The organism is Mesorhizobium sp. M0909 (genome assembly GCF_040319515.1).
GTDB lineage: Bacteria > Pseudomonadota > Alphaproteobacteria > Rhizobiales > Rhizobiaceae > Mesorhizobium.
Window position 1 is genome coordinate 34,190 of the sequence record NZ_JAMYOA010000020.1, and the last position, 18,775, is coordinate 52,964.

Sequence of the window (18,775 nt, forward strand, 5' to 3'; positions counted from 1 at the left end):
CGATGACGCAAACCGACATTCCATCCTGCATGATCGTGGTTCCGTGCCTGAACGAAGCGGCCCATATCGGCGCATTGCTTCGAGAGCTTCGCCCTGCGGCCGAGAGGCTGGGCGCCGTGATCATCGTTGCCGATGGCGGCAGTACGGACGGCACCAGGACGATCGTCGCGGATATCGCCGCAAAAGATCAGCGGGTTACCCTGCTGCACAATGAAAAGCGCTTGCAGAGCGCGGCGATCAATCTCGCCGTCGCCAGATTCGGGGAAGGCGTCGACTATCTCATTCGCATCGATGCGCACGGCGGCTATCCCGCGGATTATTGCGACCGGCTGATCGAAGAAGCGCAGGCCACCGGCGCGGATTCGGTCGTCGTCTCGATGCTGACCAGTGGCAGCGGCATGGTTCAGAAAGCAGCGGCAGCGGCGCAGAATTCCAGGCTCGGCACCGGCGGCTCCAAGCACCGGCACCTTTCGGCGGGGGAATGGGTCGATCATGGCCACCATGCGCTGATGCGGATATCGGCCTTCACCGCGGTCGGCGGCTATGACGAGACGTTCAGCCACAATGAGGATGCCGAACTCGACTATCGGCTCCGCCAGGCCGGCTACCGCATCTGGATGACCGGCAAGACGCAGATGGTCTACTACCCGCGCTCCTCGCTGAAGGGCCTCTATTTTCAGTATCTCGGCTATGGCCGTGGCCGGGCGAAGAACGTTCTCAAGCACCGCATGATCCCGAAGATCCGGCAAATGGTGCCGCTTCTGGTGTTCCCCGTGGTTCTTCTCGCCGCCTTTTCCTTCGTCCACTGGCTGGCGGCCGTGCCGCTTTTGCTATGGGCGTCGGTCTGCCTCGGCTACGGCTTTTGGACCGCCGTCAGCCAGCGCAAACCCGACATTGCGCTTGCCGGGGTCTCGGCAATGGTTATGCATTTCGGCTGGTCGGTCGGTTTCTGGCTGCAACTGCTCGCACCGCGACCGCAGCGCGAGGTAGCGTGATGGAGCCGGTCAGAAAAAATCGAAGCATCGATATCTGCATCTGCACATTTCGCCGGCCGGAGCTGGCCGACACGCTTCGCTCCATAGCGGCCATGGATATGCCCGTGGGATTCGACGTCGGTGTCATCATTGCGGACAACGACGATACGCCGACGGCCGAAACGCTGGTCGCCAGGCTGGCGGCCGAGTTGAAGCTGCCGGTGACCTACCGGCACGCCCCGGCCCGCAACATCTCGATCGCGCGCAACGCTTGCCTCGATGCCAGTGCGAGGGATTTCGTCGCCTTTATCGACGACGACGAGACGGCCACCGCCGGCTGGCTTGCCGAACTGGTGGCGACGGCGGAAGCTACTGGTGCTGCGGCCGTTCTCGGGCCGGTGCAAGCCCGTTACCGGGCGGATGCGCCCGCCTGGATGCGCGAGGGCGATTTCCACTCGACCCTACCGGTCTGGGTCCGCGGCGAGATCCGCACCGGCTATACCTGCAACGTCCTGCTCAGGATCGGGGCTGAGAGCCTGCGCGGGCGGCGCTTCAGCCTGGCACGTGGCCAGACCGGCGGCGAAGATACGGAATTCTTCGACCAGATGGTCAAGGCCGGCGGCCGCATCGCCTTTTCGCCGGAGGCTTGGGTCGACGAAGCGGTGCCACCTGCCAGGGCGGCATTCGACTGGCTCGGCCGCCGCCGGTTCCGCGTCGGGCAGACGCACGGTCATCTTCTGGGGCGCAATGTACACGGCCTTGCCCGGCTCAAGCAGGTCGGCATTGCCGCGGCAAAGGCCGCCTACAGTTTCCTGTCGGCAATTCCGGTCGCCATCGACCCCGTGCGCCGGAACCGCAGCCTGCTTCGCGGCATTATGCATGTCGGCGTCGTCAGCGGCCTCGTCGGGGTTCGTGAAATCCGCCAATACGGCCTGTCTTCGCCGCAGCAAGGGGGCAAGCGTGCAGCCTGACGTGAGCTTCGTGATTGCCGCCTACAATGCCGAGGCGACCATCGATCGGGCGATCGCCAGCGCCATTGCCCAGCGCAATGTCAGCGTCGAGGTTATCGTCGTCGACGACAGGTCGGCCGACCGGACGCTCGATTTGGCGAGATCCTACCCCGAAGGCATCGTACGCGTGGTCGCGCTTGAGCAAAACCGTGGCCCCGGCGGCGCCAGGAACGCCGGCCTTGAACTTGCCCGCGGCAGGTGGGTCGCGGTCCTCGATTCCGACGACGCGGTCTATCCCGGGCGAATTTGCACCATGATCGAACGCGCGGAGAAGGCGGGCGCCGAGATCGCGGTCGACAATCTGCAGGTCGTTCGCGAGGATGGCGTTGCCGAAGAGACGATGTTCCCGGCCGACTATCTGGAAGGGCTCGGTTCAATCTCGCTGGCGGATTTCATCGGCGGCAACGTCCTCTTCGAATCGAGGTTCAATCTCGGCTACCTCAAGCCGATCTTCCAGCGCCGGTTCCTGAACGAGAACGGGCTTCGTTACGATGAAAGCCTGATCATTGGCGAAGACTACATCCTCCTGGCCAGTGCTCTGGCCAAAGGCGGCAAATGCGTGGTCGAGCCGACCACGGGCTATATCTACCACATTCGCACCGGTTCCATCTCCCGGGTGCTCGAACTTCATCACGTCGAGGCGATGCGCAGGGCCGATGCCACCTTCGCCGCGACCCATTCCATGGATGCTGCGGCCGAGGTGGCGTTCGCCAGGCGCGCTCGCAGCCTGCGCCGGGCGGCATCATTCCTGTCTCTGGTTCAGCACATCAAGGCGCGATCGCCGCTCAAGGCGATATGGACGGCGCTCAGCGATCCGGCGGCGGTTCGGCATATGAGCATGCCGATCGCCGTCCGGCTGCGAAGGGTAGCGGCACAGTTTGCCGTGGTGGCGGGGAGGTGAAGGGCTGCAGGCGAATGGATGAAGACAGCTTTCGCCGCCTGCGACAGGTTGAAATCGATCTCCTCAGAAGGAACATGCAATGAAAAAAGTCAGGAAGGCAGTCATACCGGTGGCGGGGCTTGGAACGCGGTTCCTGCCGGCGACCAAGTCCATGCCGAAGGAAATGCTGCCGGTGGTCGACAGGCCTGTCGTGCAATATGCGGTTGACGAGGCGTTTGAGGCCGGCATCGAGCACATCGTCTTCGTCACCGGCCGCAACAAGGCGGTGATCGAAGACTATTTCGACCTGCATCCTGAACTGATCGGAACCCTGGAGCAGAGCGGCAAGAAGGCGCAGCTTGAATCGCTTGAAAGCCTGCTTCCCGTCGCCGGCGCGACGAGTTTCATCCGCCAGCAGTCGCCGCAGGGCCTCGGCCATGCCGTGTGGTGCGCGCGCGAAGTCATCGGCGACGAGCCCTTTGCATTGCTTTTGCCGGACATGGTGTCCTTTGGCGGGCGCGGCTGTCTCGCCGAAGTCGCCGATCTTTATGCACAGACCGGCGCAAACGTCATTGCCGTCGAGCGTTGCGATCCGACCGAGACCAGCAAGTACGGCATTGTCGGCCGCGGCGCGGATGTCGGCACTGGCTTCGAGGTGACGGCCATGGTCGAAAAGCCGGCTCCGGCCAACGCCCCGTCGAACTTTTACATCAACGGCCGCTACATCCTGCAGCCCGAGATATTCTCGCTGCTGGGCAGCCAGCAACGCGGCGCCGGCAACGAGATCCAGCTGACCGACGCAATGGTGCGCCTCGCACAGACGCAAGCCTTCTTCGCCCAGCCTTTCGACGGCCGCATGTTCGACTGCGGTTCGAAGGAGGGCTTTATCCAGGCCAATATCGCTTTCGCGCTGGCGCGGGAGGACATGAAGGGCCAGATCTTCGATATGCTGCAGGAATTCGTCCGGTCGCATCAGCGTCGGGAAGAAGCCGCATAATGTCCATTTTTTCGAGGCATTGTGGGTGCGGCTGATGACGCAGGACAGGCCCGTTGCGCCGCGCGTAACGCGCACTGTCCGGCGCAAGGTTTGCACCCTATGTCCCGACCTTCGAGGCGGTAGCGCCTGCAAACTAGAATTGGACCGAAGATGAACTATGCCAATTTTCCTGTCGAGAAGAGGACGCCATTGCCGGCTTCGAGTGCGGCAAACGCCGAAGACTTCATCGACATCGAGCGCCTGCTTGGCATGGCCGCGCGGCAGGCGAAAGTGGTTGCCGCCTGTGCCGTCATCGGTCTCTTTCTCGGCGTGCTCTATTTGCAGACCACGCCTCCAACCTATGTGGCGACGAGCAGCGTGCTGATCGACGAAGGATTGAACAAGGTCGTCGACGACATTTCGGCGGCGTCGGTCAGCATGCAGACCGACTCCGCCGTTCTGAGTCAGATCGAAATTCTGCAGTCGGCCAGGCTGGCGGGGGTGGTCGTCGACAAGCTGAAGCTCGATCAGAACGACGCTTTCATGAACCCTCCGACGTCGGCTCTGTCGAAGGTCGCAGGCTTTGTACGCGGTATCATCCAGTCTGTCCGCCCCAAGCGCGCCGCTAGCACGACCGACGTCACTCAGCTTGATGCTGCGACGCGTGACGCGATCACCGCATCGTCGTCGCCCCGTGACTACGCAATCTTCAAACTGCAGAACCAACTCGACGCCGAGCGGATCGGCCGAAGCTTTGTCATCAGCATCTCCTTCCAGGCGACGGATCCGGCGCTTGCGACCGCCATCACCAAGGCCTATGCCGACGCCTATCTCGCCGATCAGCTCGATGCCAGCTTCGACGCGACCGAGCGGGCGGCGGTCTGGCTGCAAGGCCGGCTGACCGAGCTTCGTGAGAGCTCCCAGGCGGCCGCACTGGCGGTCGAAAAGTTCAGGGCCGAACATGGATTGGCCGTCAATGACGGCCAGCTGATCAGCGACAAGCAACTGTCCGATCTCAACACCCAGCTGATCGTCGCCCAGGCCGATACCGCACGTGCCGGCGCCCGCTATCAGCAGTACAAGTCGATCGTCGAAAGCGGCTCGGACAATGCGTTCAAGGACGCTGCGATAGCGAACGACCAGCCGAGCAGCTCGGTCATCACGACGCTCAAGAACCGCTATCTCACCGTCGCCAAGCGGCAGCAGGATGTCGAAGCCAATTTCGGCCCGCAACATCCGCAGGCCGCCGCGCTCGCCAAGGAGAAGGCCGACATATCGGCGCAGATTTTCGGCGAGCTGAAGCAGCTCACCGAAAGCTACCGCAACGAATACGAGGTCGCTCTGGCGCGCGAGACCGCGCTCCGCGCAAATGTCGCCTTGGCGGCAGGCAAGAGCTCCATCGACAACCAGTCGCAGGTCAAGCTGCGTGAACTGGAGCAGAAGGCGACGGCGCTCTCGACGCTCTATCAGACATTCCTGAACCGCTATGAGGAGGCTGCACAGCAGCAATCCTTCCCGGTCGGCAAGATCCGGGTCATCTCCGATGCGACGATGCCGCAGTCGGCCGCAACCCCGCGGACGGCCATCGTGCTGGGGCTTTCGCTGGCGCTTGGCATAATGATGGGGGCCGGGGTTGGCGGCCTGAATGAATTCAGGGAACGGTTCTTCAGGACCGGCGAGGATGTGCGCGACCGCGTCGGCCTCAAATTCCTCGGCTACCTGCCGGTCATCGGCAAGGCTGGGAAGGACGACCAGCGCGACGACGGTCAGGCCGACGTCAAGGCCGCCGAAACCAGGACCGCCAAGTCCTCCAAATCCCAGTCCTCCAAGACATTGTCGGCAGCCGAAAAACGTGCGCGCATGCGGGTAACCGTCGATGCACCGGCGTCAATGTTCTCCGAGACACTGCGCAACGCCAAGATCGCCTTCGATGTCGTGATGGAAGGCCAGGGCAGCCGGGTCATTGGTGTGATCTCAGTGCTGCCCGGCGAAGGCAAGTCGACAGTTGCCGCCAATCTTGCCGGGCTGCTTGCGGCCAACGGATCGAAAACGCTGCTGATCGACGGTGACCTGCGCAACCCCGGCCTCAGCCGCAGCCTTGGCATGGAGGCCGAGCAAGGCTTGATGGAAGCGGTGGTGAGCGGGCGGACCTGGCAGTCGGTCGGCAAGATCGACCGGCAGACCAAGCTGGCGATCATCCCGGCCGTCCTGCGTGGCCATTTTTCGCACACCAGCGAGCTTCTGTCTTCGGCCGGCATGCGGCGCTTCATTGACAATGCCAAGGAAACTTTCGAATACATCATCGTCGATCTGCCGCCGCTCGGGCCAGTCGTCGACGCCAAGGCCTTCGCCCCGCTTGTCGACGGTTTCGTGCTGGTCGCCGAGTGGGGACGCACGCCCCGGGCAATGGTGCAGTCCGTGCTGAGCTCAGAACCCTATATCGCCAAGAAGATCGTCGGCGCGGTTCTGAACAAGGTCGAATTGAAGAAACTGGCCAAGTATGGCTCGATCGGCGGCTCCGAAAGATTCTTCGACAAATATTCGAGCTATTATCTGGAAAAATCGGAAGCGCGCACAAAGGCGGCTGCCTGAGCGACGGATATCGCGCTCAGGAAAATATCAGCCTGGCGCGTTTGTCGGCGATCCTGACTGCGGTCAGCCGGCCGCTTTGGAAGGCGCCCGTGTCGATGCCAAGCCGGCGTCCCTCGAGCTTCGGAAACTCGACCGGCGTATGCCCGTGCACCACATAGCGGTCGAGAAGATGCGCGGCTTGGAAGAACTCCGAGCGGATGTTGAGCAGGTCGTCCTCGTCTTGTGCGGCGAGGTCGATGCCCGGCCTGATGCCGGCATGAACGAATACGAATTTCGCCGAACAGACCATGACCGGCAGCGCACGCATGAAACTGACGTGGTCGGCGGGAATGATCTCTCGAATGCGCCTGTCGACCTCCTCGTTTGAACCGTAGAGATCGGCCATGCGCTCCGGGTCGACGCCGTAGGAAAACAGCGTTTGCAGGCCGCCTATCGCCAGCCACGACTCTCTCGAAATGATCCCGTCGAGATAGTTCAGCATCACGACTTCGTGGTTACCGGCAAGGCAGATACGCTGGAAGCCTTGGAGCGGCGGCGCCAGCAGATGATCGAGCACGCGCGCCGACTGCGGGCCACGATCGACGTAGTCGCCAAGCATGATGATGAGCTTGCGCCCCTCGAAAGACGCAGAATCGAGCAGGATGTTCTGCTCCAGGGAGCGAAGCTCCTTATAGCAGCCATGCACGTCGCCGATCGCATAGACGACTGAGTCCCGGATATCGATCTCGAGCCGCTGGCGCGCCGTGGTCCGGCTGTTTCTCGATCGCTGGAACAAGGTCACGAATGGCGTCCCGTATGGCTGTGAATGCGCCTCGATCTCGAAACAACATGGCGACGCAGCGCGTGGATACCATGTCTGGCACCGGTCGTTCCATACCGGAGCTCCGGACGCAACTCGGCTTCGGCGTTCTTACAGGCCGATGCCACGGCCCTTCAGCGCGGCGGTGATCTCGTCGAGGATGGCCGGGTCGTCGATCGTTGCCGGCATGACCCATTCCTCCTTGTCGGCGATTTTCTGCATGGTGCCGCGCAGGATCTTGCCGGAGCGCGTCTTCGGCAGGCGCTTGATCGTCACTACCGTCTTGAAGGCTGCGACAGGACCGATCCGTTCGCGCACCAGCGTGACCACCTCGCTCTCGATGATCCCTGCATCGCGGTCGACGCCCGCATTCAGCACGACGAAGCCGAGTGGAACCTGGCCCTTCATCGCATCGGCAATGCCGACGACGGCGCATTCGGCAACGTCGGGATGCGCGGCCAGCACCTCCTCCATGGCGCCGGTCGAGAGCCGGTGGCCGGCGACATTGATGATGTCGTCAGTGCGGGCCATGACATAAAGATAACCGTCCTCGTCCATCATGCCCGCATCCGCGGTCTTGTAGAAGCCGGGGAATTCCTCGAGATAGGCTTGGCGAAACCGCTCGTCGGCATTCCACAGCGTCGGCAGGCAGCCGGGGGGCAGCGGCAATTTCACCACGACATTGCCAAGCGTACCACGCTTGACCTCATGCCCGGCATCGTCGAGCACGCGGATGTCATAGCCGGGCATCGGCACGCCGGGCGAGCCGTATCTGACCGGCAGCAGGCCCAGTCCGGCGGGGTTGATGGTCATCGGGGAGCCGGTCTCGGTTTGCCACCAATGGTCGATCACCGGGACGATCAATTTCTGCTCCGCCCATTTGATGGTTTCCGGATCGGCGCGCTCGCCGGCGAGGAACAAAGTACGGAATTTGGACAGGTCGTATTTTGGGACGAATTCGCCCTTCGGGTCCTGTCCTTTGATGGCGCGGAAGGCGGTTGGCGCGGTGAACAGCGCGACGACGCCGTGCTCGGCAATCACCCGCCAATAGGTGCCGGCATCGGGCGTGCCGACCGGCTTGCCCTCGAACAGCACGGTCGTGCAGCCATGCAGCAGCGGGCCGTAGACGATGTAGGAATGGCCGACCACCCAGCCGACATCGGAAGCCGCCCAAAACACTTCGCCCGGCTTGACGCCGAACTCGTTTTCCATCGACCATTTCAGCGCGACCATATGGCCGCCATTGTCGCGCACGATGCCTTTCGGCTGGCCGGTCGTGCCCGACGTGTAGATGATGTAGAGCGGATCGGTGGCAAGCACCGGAACACAGTCGACATTGGCGCCGGCGGCCCGCTCACGCGCCACGGCGTCGGCATAGTCGATATCGTGATTTTGCCTGAGCTCGCAGCGCAACTGATCGCGCTGCAGGATGAGGCAGGCTTCGGGCTTGTACCGCGACATCTCGATCGCTTTGTCGAGCAGCGGCTTATAGGCGACGACGCGCCCTGGCTCCAGGCCGCAGGACGCCGAGATGATCAGCTTCGGCTTGGCGTCGTTGATGCGGGTGGCGAGCTCATGCGAGGCAAAGCCGCCGAAGACCACCGAATGTACGGCGCCGATCCGCGCACAGGCAAGCATGGCGAAGGCTGCTTCCGGTACCATCGGCATGTAGATGATGACGCGATCGCCTTTTTGGATGCCACGATTCTTGAGCACCGAGGTCAGCGCGACCACCTCGCGCTTCAACTCGGCATAGGTGAATTTCCTGATTGTGCCCGAAATCGCGCTGTCATGGATCAACGCGATCTGGTCGGCACGGCCGCCCGCCACGTGGCGGTCGACGGCATTGAAGCAGGTGTTGCAGGAAGCGCCGTTGAACCACCGGCCATAGACACCTGCATTGGCGTCGAACACGGTCTCGAAGGGCGAGAACCAGTCGATAGCGCCCGCGGCATCGGCCCAGAACTTTTCCGGGTCGCGTTTCCAGCCGTCATAAACCTCATGGTAGCGTGACGCCATCCAGCTTCCTCCCCAGGAATGTTTGCTGTCCTTGAAATAGCGTATGCTGGTTTGTGTAACCATGTATTTGTGCGTTTCGTTTGCCGTCGTTCTAATTCGGCCGCAAATGCAAGGTCGTCGTGGTCTGCGGGGCTGGTATCGGCCGAATTTTCGACATTGGGGGCAGGGCGCGATGAAACTGCGATACGAGCTTGGATTTGCCGCGGTTGCGACGCTGGCTGTGGGGCTCGCTTCAGCTGCTCAGGCCAGCGATGCGGCGGCACGGCGTATCATCGGCTTTTCGCCCGACGGCAACTATTTCGCCTTCGAGCAGTATGGCACGCTCGACGCTGGTGCTTCGGATTCGGGCTGGTCGGAGATCGACATCATCGACACCCGCACCGATCAGTTTGTCGGCGGCAAGCCGATCCTCATCGTCGACGAGACGGAGGATTCGACGCTGACACTTGCGCAGGCGAGGGCACAGGCCGCGGGGCAGGCGGCGCCCTTGCTGGCCAAATATTACATAGCGCCGCGTGGCGAACGGACTGGCTTCGACAAGTTCACCTTTCCCGAGGACATGGTCGCCTACAACGACATTGCGCGCCTCGAGCAGGTTTCGCAACAATGGCTTTCGCCGACCTATGACGAGCTTGGCATCTCGACCATTCAGCTCGAGCAGATTCTTGCCGATAGCACGGCGGATTGTTCAGCGAGTTTCGACGGGGCGCAGCAGGGCGAGACGACCGGCAAGGCGCTCGGCTTTCGCCTGACGCTGCAGGGCCAGGACGGCCATCCGATCAAGGTGTTGCACGAGGACAAGACCGTACCCAGTTCGAGAAATTGCCCGACCTCCTATAGCCTGTCGGAATCCTACACCTTCGCCCCAGACGGCAAAGCGGGCGTGGTTGTCGTGCTCGTGCAGCGCTTCAGCCAGGGATTTGAAGGGCGTGACCGCCGTTTTCTCGCCGTGACAGGCCAGCTGCACTGAGGCAACGCGCTGAGAAGTAGTCCGCTACCCCAGGTTGTTGTCCCTAAAGCGGGAGGGCAGCGAGCATAAGTCCGACCCCGCCGGCGATCAGCAAGGCGGCTGCCAGCATCTTTCCATGGCGCTCGAAACCCGTCGGCGCCCGATCCCAATTGTAACGCATCCTCGAACTCCCCAAACCCGCAGATTCTTTATCTTACGCAGGGTGAGGAGGGCAACTGTCTGACGGTACGCGGCGTTGCCGATGTCGGTCCTATCACCGACTATTTCTGGGGCATTCTCCGCCGCTACATGCCCCAGCGCAGCGCGGCCGTATGTACCGGTGCATCCCACCAAACAGCCGCCTCGTCGTCGAGCATGCTCAGCGTGATCGAACAGCCGGCCATGTCGAGCGAGGTCACATAGGACCCGACCAGCGACCGGGTTACCGTGACGCCGTGCTTCTCGAAGATTTTGCGGGCGCTGTTATACATCAGGTAAAGCTCCATCAACGGTGTGCCGCCAAAGCCGTTGACGAAGAGCAGCGCCTGGCCTCTGGCACCGTCGCCCAGGTCACCCAGGATTGCGGTACAGATCTCGTCGGTGATGGCATCGGCGCTTTTCAATGTGTCACGCCGCCTTCCGGGCTCGCCATGGATGCCGACCCCGAACTCCATCTCGCCGTCGCCGATATCGAAGGTCGGCCTGCCCGCCGCCGGCACGGTGCAACTGGTCAGCGCCACGCCCATCGAGCGCGTCGCGCCGTTGACGCGCTCGCCGAGCGCCTTCAACGGCTCCAGTGGCATGCCTTCTTCGGCCGCCGCGCCGACGATTTTCTCGACCACCAGCGTACCGGCGACGCCGCGCCGGCCGGTGGTGTAGGACGAGTTTTCGACCGCGACGTCGTCATTGGTCACGATTTGCATCACGCCTTCCGACATTTCAGCGGCCATGTCGAAATTCATCACGTCGCCCTCGTAGTTCTTGACGATGAACAGGCAGCCGGCGCCCGTATTGACGACTTCGGCCGCCGCCATCACCTGGTCAGGCGTCGGCGAGGTGAATACCTGGCCGGGGCAGGCGGCATCCAGCATGCCGTGCCCGACGAACCCACCATGCAGCGGCTCGTGACCCGAGCCGCCGCCGGAGATCAGCGCCACCTTGCCCGGCTTGAGCAGCTTGCGGCGGATGAATTTGTGTTCCTCGCCAAGCGCCAGGATATCGGCATGCGCGGCAACGAAGCCGTCGAGGCTCTCGGTCAGCACCGTATCGACCGAATTCAGAAATTTCTTCATGGCTGTCCTCCCGAAATAGCCCAGCGTCAGCTGCCCTTGCCGGCGATGCTGGTGATCTTCTGGATGAAATCGTTGACCGCCCGGTCGAGCGCCGCGTTCTGCTTGTCGTCGCCGAAATCGGGAACAATCAGCGAGACATGACGTGTCTTGCGCATGCCTGCGGCCAGCGACATCTTTCCTGGATGCGCCCGATGGTAGGCCTCAAGGAAATGATCGCGTTCGACCGGGCTGAAATGGCAGACGGAGAAGATAGCCGGCAAATGCTTCGATGGGATCGGCGTCGAGTAGGCCGGGCTTGAAATCTGCGTGACGAAGCTGCGGTGTTTTCCAAGCGCGTCGGCGAGGCGCTGGCGCATGCCGGACGGGCGCTGGTCGATCACCTGCGACAGGATCGTCTTGTAGGCGCGGATCGCCTCTTCGGGGCCGGATTGCGACGCCTTGTCTGCCATGCCGGGGCCTAGATCGAAACGTCCGCGATGGCTGCCTTGGCCATCGCGAGTTGGGCGGGAGCGACGGAGAGGTCACGCAGGCCGGTTTCGAGCAGCGCCGGGATCGAGGCCGGGTCGCCGCCGGCATCGCCACACAGGCTGACCGGGATATTATGCTCGCGGCCGAAGGCGGCAACGGAGGCGATCAGCCGGAGCACGGCCGGGTACCTGACGGAATTCAGATGTGCGACCGACGCATTGTCCCGCGCGGCAGCCATCACGTATTGGGTCAAATCATTCGAACCGATCGAGAAGAAGGCCGCCTTGGCGAATGCCTCCGGTGCGATGGCCACCGACGGCACCTCGACCGTGATGCCAAGCGGCGGCATTTTGTGCGCGATGCCGCGCGCCAAAAGGTCAGCCTGCTCCTCAGCGAACAGCGCGGTGGCGTGCTCATACTCTTCCGGAACGGCGATCATCGGGAACATCACCTTCAGATTGCCGTGCATGGCGGCACGTAGCAAGGCGCGGATCTGCACACGAAAGATCTCCGGACGCATCAGCGACAGCCTGATCCCGCGCAGGCCAAGGAATGGATTACCTTCCTCTACGGTCAGGCCCGGCACAGGCTTATCGCCGCCCGCATCGACGGTACGGATCGTCACCGGCCTGTCGCCTGCCCATTCCAGCACCTTGCGGTAGGCGCGATATTGCGTCTCCTCGTCCGGCAGTGTCTTGCCGAACAGGAATTCGGTCCGCATCAGCCCGACACCGTCGCACGCCGCAGCATCGATGCGGTCGACATCGGACGGATCGGCAATATTCACCTGCACGCGCACCGCTATACCGGTCTTCGTTGCCGCCGGCCTTGTCAGATAGGCTGCTGCTTTGCCGCGATGCGCCGCGAAAGACGACGACGATCGCCGGAATGCGTCGATCTCCGCTTTCGAAGGCGCCAACACGATGCCACCATGTTCGGCATCGAGCAGTGCGATTCCGGTAAGGTGAGCCGGCGAAGCACCTGGCCTGGCTAGCCCACGCTCCACGAGCCCAAGCCCCACCACCATGGGCACGCCGCGTGAGCGTGCCAGCATTGCGACATGACTTGCGGCACTTCCGGCCGTAAGTGCTATGCCGCCGCCGGCACTCCAGTCGGTTTCGAGGAAGCGCGTCGGTGCGATATCCTCGCCGTAGAAGATCGCACCCGCTGGCGCGGCAATGTCGCCGCCCCCGGTCAGCGCGCGCAGCACCTGGTCGCGTATATCGCGCATGTCGGCGGCGCGTGCCCGGAAATAGTCCTGCTCGGATGTTTCATAGCCGGCTATCTCGGCGTCGAGCGCTTTTCGCCAAGCCACATCAGCAGCCATGCCCTCTGCAATTCGCGCAAAGGCCGGGCCGGTCAGTGCGTCGTCCTCCAGCATGGCGAGCTGGAATTCGAGAATCCCGGCCGCCTCGCTGTCGCTGGTTTCGATCAATGTCGCGAGCCGGCCCGCGGCAATGGAGATGGCGGCCTCAAGCGCCGCCTTCTCGTCCGCGGCAGTCGCCTTGCGGACATAACGCACAGCAGCCTGGTCCAGATCGAACAGCGGCCCCTCGGCATAGCCGGCCGATGCCGAAATGCCCTGCAGCCTAAGCGGTTCGGGCATGGTCCTTGCCTTCGTCGAAATCGCGGCGCACCAGCTCGACCAGTGCTCCGACCGCCTCGCCGGCGCCGTCCCCTTTGGCTCTGATGTGCAGGACAGTGCCTTTCGGCGCTTTCGCAGCCATCACCTTGACGATGCTCTTGGCGTCGAACCATGGCCCGTTGGCGGCGAGCGCAATCTCGACGTCGGCCGAAAACGTCTTGGCAAGCTTGGTGAACTTCACCGAAGGACGCGCATGCAGCCCCACCTCATGGGTGATCAGGACGCTGGCTTCGGCTGCTGCGGACATGCTTGTCAAAATTCCCGTTCGTTCACGACGGCGACAATTCGTGCGCCGTCGCCACCACTTCCCTGAGCGAGGCGCCGCCGGAAGCCTCGGTCGCCGCCATCACCGCGCCTTCGACGATCGGCGCATTGCAGACGACGATCTTCTGGGCGCGTGGTTCGCCGATCATCTCGATCGCCATCTCGCTATTGGTCTCGGCACCTCCGAGATCAACGAGGATCGCGACACCCGCCTCCGACCAGGCCTTGTCGATGGCACCCATGATCGCCTCGACATTGGTTCCCAGCCCGCCATGGCCGTTTCCGCCGCACCATGCAAGCGGCACTTCGTTGCCGACCATCTGCCGCACCATGTCGGCGGTGCCTTCGGCGACCAGCGGCGAATGCGAGACGATGACGATGCCGACATTGCTCATGCGCGCCTCTCGATTGCTTCGGCTACGGCCCGCACCAGAAGCGCGGTCGAGCGTGCGCCGGCATCCATATGACCGATCGAACGGTCGCCAAGGAAGGAGGCGCGCCCACGCAGCGCCTTCATCGGCACAGTCGCGTCGGCTGCGTTGTCGGCGATCTCGGCGATGTCCGCTGCCGCCTTTCCCTGCACGAGCGCTTCATGTACCGGCTGCAGCACGTCGAGCATGGTTTTTTGCCCGGCCTGCGACTTGCCTCTGGCGGCCACTGCTTCAATCGCCTTGCCGAAGGCCACCGCCAGATCGACGCGATCCGGCGCGGCGGGAATCTCCTTGCCGAGCACCATGAACAGCGTGCCGAACAAGGGACCGGAGGCTCCGCCGACGGTCATCACCAGTTTGGTGCCGATCGCCTTCAGCGCCTCGGGCAACGGCTTTGCCGCAAACGCGCCGGCCTCGGCCCGCACTGCCTCGAAGCCGCGTTTCATGTTGAGCCCATGGTCGCCGTCGCCGATGGCCTGATCGAGCCTGGTCAGCTCTTCGGCATGGGCGGCGATGGTGTTTGCCGCCGCCTCGATCAGCGTGGAAATATCGGCTGCCGCCATGTCACCCATGCTCCTGGCCCCTGCGCTGCCGGCAGTACGGGAAAATTGCATATCCGGCAATTGAAGCATTCTTTTCCCCAGTCAAGCGGGTTCGAGCAACGCGGCGAGGGCCGTGAAGACCTCGGCGACGGCAAAGGCGCCGGGGTCGACCACGCCGTCGAGCTGGCTGCCAATATAGGCGGACCGCCCGGCCTTGGCCTTGCGCATGGCAGCGGTGGCCTCGGCGCCGCGTCGCGCCGCGACCGCCGCGTCCTCCAGACTGCCGCTATCCAGCGCCTTCAAGGCGGGTTCCAAGGCATCGATCATCGTGCGATCGCCCATCCTCGCTCCACCATAGAAGGACATCCGATCGAGGCCGGCGAGAAGCGCCTTGGGAAGCGTTTCGCCAGACTCCAGCGCCTGCGCGGCGGCGGTGAAGAAGATCGACAGCAGCACGCCGCTGGAGCCGCCCATGCTGGCACTCAGGATGTCGCCCACGGCGGCCAGCGTGGCGGCAGGGTCGGCGAGCGGCAGCGCCGCAAGGCGGCTAAGCACGCTCCGCGCGCCGGCCGCCACAGTCGTTCCGGTGTCGCCGTCTCCCGCCTTGGCGTCCAGTCCGTTCAACGCGCCTTCAAGCGAGATCAGCCGTTCGCAGATGGCGACCACCAGCCGCTCGGTGCGTGCGTCCGGGCTGGCTTTCGACGCGTTGCCCCGGCCGGCGGCTTTGGCCATCGGCACGACGCTGGCTTGGCGAACGGCTCTTGCCGGCAGCCAGGCGTGAGGGCCTACCGGCGCCCGAAACGCCGCTTCGCGCGGCGCATCGAGCCGGATCAGCGACAAGGAAAAGCCGTTCATGTTGAGCGCGGTCATAAGCTGCCCGGGTCCGATCGTCAGCGTCACCTTTCGTGCCAGCGGTGATGCCAACACCGCATTGGCGACAAGCAACATTTCCAGCGGTGGCACCGAACCGAGATTGTTGATCAGCAAGGCGTAGTCGCTGGCGGGATCGAGCCGCGCGGCAAGGCGCTCCGACATGATCGCAACCAGCCTTTCGGCACTTTGCACCGCAATCCGCTCAACGCCCGGTTCGCCATGGATGCCGAGGCCGAGTTCAGCGTCGTCGGCGCCAAATCTTTCGTCATGGCTCTGACCGGGGATCGAGCAGGATGACAGCGATATGCCGAGGGAAACGATATCCGCCGCCGCGGCCCGCGCCGCGGCGGCAACCGTCGCCAGATCGTTGCCGGCTTCCGACATGTGGCCGGCGATCTTGTGCACGAACAAGGTGCCGGCAACGCCGCGCGGCTGGGCAATGTCAGGCAGGGCGATGTCGTCGGCGACGATCGCCATCTCGACGCGGAAGCCTTCGGCGCGCGCCTTCTCGGCGGCCAAGCCGAAGTTGAGGCGATCGCCGGTATAGTTCTTGACGATCAGCAGGCACCCGGCGGGACCGGTCACCGCGCGGATGGCCGCCAATACTGCTTCGACGCTCGGCGAAGCAAAGATCTCGCCTGATACCGCCGCCGTGAGCATGCCCATGCCGACGAAGCCGGCATGCGCCGGTTCGTGCCCGGCCCCGCCGCCGGAGATGATGCTGACCTTGCTCTTGTCCCAGTCTGCACGGAGGACGACCTTGATTTCGGGATAGCCGTCGAGGCGGGCGAGATCGCTGGTGCCGGTCGTGCCGAGAAAGCCGTCCAGGGCCTCAGTTACGATCGTATCCCTGTGATTGAAAAAATGCTTCATCGAATTGGTCCACTCCGGTGCCCGAAATTGCCGGTTGAAAGGTGCCGGGAAAACACTCGCGCAGCGCTCACATCAGCCGTCGCCCATCGGTGCCGAAATACAGCGGCGAGCGATAGCGGATCATGATCCTGTCGCCCTGCGCCAGGTCGGTGTCGGGGTCGGTCAGCGTCACCAGCTTCCTGGTCCCCACCGTCACGTGCAGATGGTTCTGGTCGCCGAGATGCTCGACCCAATCGACGACGCCGTCGGCATGGCCGTTCGTCGCCTTCGCGATCGAGAGATGTTCGGTCCGCGCACCGATTGTCCTGGTCCCCGCCGGCGCTCCGCCATCCGGCAGCAGTCCGACCGGCAACAAATTGATTGCCGGTTGGCCGAGCCTAGCCGCGACGTGAAGATTTGCCGGCTCAGAATAGATCGTGCGCGGCGAACCGATCTGCACCAGCACGCCGTCGGCGAGGATGCCGATACGGTCGGCCATGGTCATCGCTTCGATCTGGTCATGGGTGACGTAGAGCATGGTGGCGCCGAGTTCGGCCTGTATGCGCTTCAGCTCGAGCCTGAGATCGGCGCGCAGCTTGGCGTCGAGCGACGATAGCGGCTCGTCCATCAGGTAGATCGATGGCTTGCGCACCAAAGCGCGGCCGATGGCGACGCGCTGCATCTCGCCGCCCGAGAGTTTGGTCGAGCGATTATTCAGCTTGTGGTGGATGCGCACCATCTTGGCCACGTCCTCGACGCGGCGGCGAATCTGATCCTCCGGCATTTTCCTCGCCGGCGAGCGCAGCGGAAAGGCGAGGTTGTCGTAAACCGACAGATGCGGATAGAGCGAATATTGCTGGAACACGAAAGCGGTGTCGCGCTCGGCCGGCGACAGCGTCGTCGTGTCGTGGCCGGCAATATGGATCGAGCCCGCTTCCGGACGCTCCAGCCCGGCGATCAGCCTGAGCGTTGTCGTCTTGCCGGCGCCGGTCGGCCCGAGCAGCACGACGAATTCCCCGTCGGCGATATGCAAATCGAGATTGTCGACGGCGACATGCTCGCCAAAAGCCTTTGTCACGCCTTTGATGTGAACGTCAGCCATGATGCGCTCTCCCCTGGGAGGCCGAGTCATGGATTTCTGTGCGCACCGCACGGCCGGATCCTTTTGCGAACAGCGACAGCCGCGCGCTGCTCAGCGCCAGGCCCACATGATCGCCCGGATTGAGCCGGATTTCGGCCGGCACCCTGGCCTTTATGATGCCGTCTGCCGTCTCCACCGCCACAATCTGCGTGGTGCCGAGATATTCCGTGCCGTAAACAGCACCGCGCAGCTTCGAAGCGTCGTCGAAGCGGATGTGCTCCGGCCGGATGCCAAGCGCCATCTCGGCCGGCGCGACATCCTCGCGCACCTCCGGCACGGCCACCTTCGTGCCTTGCACAACAATTTCCCTGGCGCCCTTTGAAAGGCCGCCGCCGAAGCCGAGGAAATTCATCGGCGGCGAGCCGATGAAGTCGGCGACGAACATCGTCGCCGGCCGATCATAGATCGCGCGCGGGGTGCCGAACTGTTCGATGACGCCGTGGTTCATCACCGCGATCTTGTCGGCCATCGACATCGCTTCCATCTGGTCATGCGTGACATAGACGGTGGTGGCGTGGATGCGGTTGTGCAATTCGCGCAGCTCATGGACCATCAGGTCGCGGAATTCGGTGTCGAGCGTGCCGAGCGGCTCGTCCATCAGGAAACATTTTGGCCGCCGCACGATGGCGCGGCCGAGCGCCACGCGCTGGCGATCGCCGCCGGCTAGCCCGGAGACCGACTTGTTAAGCAGATGGTCGATCCGCAACAGCTTCGCCGTCTCTTCCACCCTGGCCCGAATTTCAGCGCCTGGCATACCTTGCGCCAGCAGCGGGAAACCGATGTTCTTTCTCACATTCATGTGCGGATAGAGCGCGAACAGCTGGAACACAAAGGCGATGTCGCGCTCGCGGGCACGCCGCATGGTGACGTCCTCGCTGCCAAGCAGGATCTTGCCGCCGGTCGGCAGTTCGAGCCCGGCGATCATACGAAGCGTCGTCGTCTTGCCGCAGCCCGACGGCCCCAGCATGACGAAGAATTCGCCGTCCTCGACGACGAAGTTGGAATCCTGCACGGCGACGAAATCGCCGAATGCCTTTCTCAGATGTTCGACCCTGATCTCAGCCATCG

17 protein-coding genes are annotated in these 18,775 nt (G+C 63.3%); 6 read left to right on the top strand and 11 right to left on the bottom strand.

Annotated elements, in window-relative coordinates:
* Window positions 1-2 precede the first annotated feature (2 nt).
* The 5 genes from NKH83_RS25250 (at window position 3) to NKH83_RS25270 (ending at window position 6,432) form a co-directional block, all read left to right on the top strand.
* Entirely contained in the window at window positions 3-995 is a 993-nt protein-coding gene (locus tag NKH83_RS25250) for a glycosyltransferase family 2 protein (protein WP_254816099.1), read from the top strand.
* Window positions 995-1,945: a glycosyltransferase family 2 protein gene (locus tag NKH83_RS25255; RefSeq protein WP_352479834.1), complete on the top strand. Its 951-nt coding sequence runs from the start codon at window positions 995-997 to the stop codon at window positions 1,943-1,945. The genes NKH83_RS25250 and NKH83_RS25255 overlap by 1 nt, the downstream gene beginning before the upstream one ends.
* Window positions 1,935-2,885 carry a glycosyltransferase family 2 protein gene (locus NKH83_RS25260; RefSeq protein ID WP_352479835.1) on the top strand — a complete coding sequence of 317 codons (951 nt, stop codon included), beginning with the start codon at window positions 1,935-1,937 and terminating at the stop codon, window positions 2,883-2,885. Before NKH83_RS25255 ends, NKH83_RS25260 begins: the two co-directional genes overlap by 11 nt.
* Before the next feature lie 79 nt (window positions 2,886-2,964).
* The gene (locus NKH83_RS25265) at window positions 2,965-3,861 is read left to right on the top strand and encodes a UTP--glucose-1-phosphate uridylyltransferase (RefSeq protein WP_352479836.1); all 897 of its coding nucleotides are present in this window, start codon (window positions 2,965-2,967) and stop codon (window positions 3,859-3,861) included.
* A 150-nt stretch (window positions 3,862-4,011) separates the two neighbouring features.
* Window positions 4,012-6,432, top strand: a complete 2,421-nt coding sequence (locus NKH83_RS25270; RefSeq protein WP_352808001.1) for a polysaccharide biosynthesis tyrosine autokinase — start codon at window positions 4,012-4,014, stop codon at window positions 6,430-6,432.
* 16 nt (window positions 6,433-6,448) lie between these two features.
* Here NKH83_RS25270 and NKH83_RS25275 read toward each other — a convergent pair whose 3' ends face one another.
* Complete coding sequence (locus tag NKH83_RS25275; RefSeq protein ID WP_352479838.1) at window positions 6,449-7,213, bottom strand: metallophosphoesterase family protein; 765 nt, start codon at window positions 7,211-7,213, stop codon at window positions 6,449-6,451.
* A 129-nt stretch (window positions 7,214-7,342) separates the two neighbouring features.
* The gene (locus NKH83_RS25280) at window positions 7,343-9,250 is read right to left on the bottom strand and encodes a propionyl-CoA synthetase (protein WP_352479839.1); all 1,908 of its coding nucleotides are present in this window, start codon (window positions 9,248-9,250) and stop codon (window positions 7,343-7,345) included.
* Window positions 9,251-9,422: 172 nt separating this feature from the next.
* On the opposite strand from NKH83_RS25280, the gene NKH83_RS25285 reads away from it, so the two are divergent.
* Window positions 9,423-10,220: a DUF2259 domain-containing protein gene (locus NKH83_RS25285; protein ID WP_352479840.1), complete on the top strand. Its 798-nt coding sequence runs from the start codon at window positions 9,423-9,425 to the stop codon at window positions 10,218-10,220.
* A 284-nt stretch (window positions 10,221-10,504) separates the two neighbouring features.
* Here the strand turns inward: NKH83_RS25285 and dhaK are convergent, their stop codons facing one another.
* The 9 genes from dhaK to NKH83_RS25330 all read right to left on the bottom strand — a co-directional run bounded on the left by dhaK (window position 10,505) and on the right by NKH83_RS25330 (window position 18,773).
* The gene (dhaK, locus tag NKH83_RS25290) at window positions 10,505-11,491 is read right to left on the bottom strand and encodes a dihydroxyacetone kinase subunit DhaK (RefSeq protein WP_352808002.1); all 987 of its coding nucleotides are present in this window, start codon (window positions 11,489-11,491) and stop codon (window positions 10,505-10,507) included.
* A gap of 26 nt (window positions 11,492-11,517) precedes the next feature.
* The gene (locus tag NKH83_RS25295; protein ID WP_352479842.1) at window positions 11,518-11,940 is read right to left on the bottom strand and encodes a hypothetical protein; all 423 of its coding nucleotides are present in this window, start codon (window positions 11,938-11,940) and stop codon (window positions 11,518-11,520) included.
* A gap of 8 nt (window positions 11,941-11,948) precedes the next feature.
* Complete coding sequence (gene ptsP, locus NKH83_RS25300) at window positions 11,949-13,565, bottom strand: phosphoenolpyruvate--protein phosphotransferase (RefSeq protein WP_352808003.1); 1,617 nt, start codon at window positions 13,563-13,565, stop codon at window positions 11,949-11,951.
* A complete protein-coding gene (locus NKH83_RS25305; protein ID WP_023676329.1) occupies window positions 13,549-13,851 on the bottom strand; it encodes an HPr family phosphocarrier protein in 303 nt (100 codons plus the stop codon). The genes ptsP and NKH83_RS25305 overlap by 17 nt, the downstream gene beginning before the upstream one ends.
* Before the next feature lie 22 nt (window positions 13,852-13,873).
* Window positions 13,874-14,263: a dihydroxyacetone kinase phosphoryl donor subunit DhaM gene (gene dhaM, locus NKH83_RS25310; RefSeq protein WP_352479844.1), complete on the bottom strand. Its 390-nt coding sequence runs from the start codon at window positions 14,261-14,263 to the stop codon at window positions 13,874-13,876.
* Window positions 14,260-14,862, bottom strand: a complete 603-nt coding sequence (gene dhaL / locus NKH83_RS25315; RefSeq protein WP_352808004.1) for a dihydroxyacetone kinase subunit DhaL — start codon at window positions 14,860-14,862, stop codon at window positions 14,260-14,262. Before dhaL ends, dhaM begins: the two co-directional genes overlap by 4 nt.
* A gap of 81 nt (window positions 14,863-14,943) precedes the next feature.
* The gene (locus tag NKH83_RS25320; RefSeq protein ID WP_352808005.1) at window positions 14,944-16,587 is read right to left on the bottom strand and encodes a dihydroxyacetone kinase subunit DhaK; all 1,644 of its coding nucleotides are present in this window, start codon (window positions 16,585-16,587) and stop codon (window positions 14,944-14,946) included.
* A gap of 67 nt (window positions 16,588-16,654) precedes the next feature.
* Window positions 16,655-17,668, bottom strand: coding sequence for an ABC transporter ATP-binding protein (locus NKH83_RS25325; protein WP_352808006.1), 1,014 nt, complete (start codon window positions 17,666-17,668; stop codon window positions 16,655-16,657).
* A complete protein-coding gene (locus NKH83_RS25330) occupies window positions 17,661-18,773 on the bottom strand; it encodes an ABC transporter ATP-binding protein (RefSeq protein ID WP_352808007.1) in 1,113 nt (370 codons plus the stop codon). Before NKH83_RS25330 ends, NKH83_RS25325 begins: the two co-directional genes overlap by 8 nt.
* Window positions 18,774-18,775 lie beyond the last annotated feature (2 nt).

Coding starts and splice junctions, on each gene's coding strand:
- NKH83_RS25280 (WP_352479839.1), bottom strand. CDS start 9,250: ATGGCGTCACGCTACCATGAGGTTTATGACGGCTGGAAACGCGACCCG.
- NKH83_RS25325 (WP_352808006.1), bottom strand. CDS start 17,668: ATGGCTGACGTTCACATCAAAGGCGTGACAAAGGCTTTTGGCGAGCAT.
- ptsP (WP_352808003.1), bottom strand. CDS start 13,565: ATGCCCGAACCGCTTAGGCTGCAGGGCATTTCGGCATCGGCCGGCTAT.
- NKH83_RS25305 (WP_023676329.1), bottom strand. CDS start 13,851: ATGTCCGCAGCAGCCGAAGCCAGCGTCCTGATCACCCATGAGGTGGGG.
- NKH83_RS25285 (WP_352479840.1), top strand. CDS start 9,423: ATGAAACTGCGATACGAGCTTGGATTTGCCGCGGTTGCGACGCTGGCT.
- dhaM (WP_352479844.1), bottom strand. CDS start 14,263: ATGAGCAATGTCGGCATCGTCATCGTCTCGCATTCGCCGCTGGTCGCC.
- NKH83_RS25270 (WP_352808001.1), top strand. CDS start 4,012: ATGAACTATGCCAATTTTCCTGTCGAGAAGAGGACGCCATTGCCGGCT.
- NKH83_RS25255 (WP_352479834.1), top strand. CDS start 995: ATGGAGCCGGTCAGAAAAAATCGAAGCATCGATATCTGCATCTGCACA.
- NKH83_RS25265 (WP_352479836.1), top strand. CDS start 2,965: ATGAAAAAAGTCAGGAAGGCAGTCATACCGGTGGCGGGGCTTGGAACG.
- NKH83_RS25295 (WP_352479842.1), bottom strand. CDS start 11,940: ATGGCAGACAAGGCGTCGCAATCCGGCCCCGAAGAGGCGATCCGCGCC.
- NKH83_RS25330 (WP_352808007.1), bottom strand. CDS start 18,773: ATGGCTGAGATCAGGGTCGAACATCTGAGAAAGGCATTCGGCGATTTC.
- dhaL (WP_352808004.1), bottom strand. CDS start 14,862: ATGGCGGCAGCCGATATTTCCACGCTGATCGAGGCGGCGGCAAACACC.
- dhaK (WP_352808002.1), bottom strand. CDS start 11,491: ATGAAGAAATTTCTGAATTCGGTCGATACGGTGCTGACCGAGAGCCTC.
- NKH83_RS25320 (WP_352808005.1), bottom strand. CDS start 16,587: ATGAAGCATTTTTTCAATCACAGGGATACGATCGTAACTGAGGCCCTG.
- NKH83_RS25250 (WP_254816099.1), top strand. CDS start 3: ATGACGCAAACCGACATTCCATCCTGCATGATCGTGGTTCCGTGCCTG.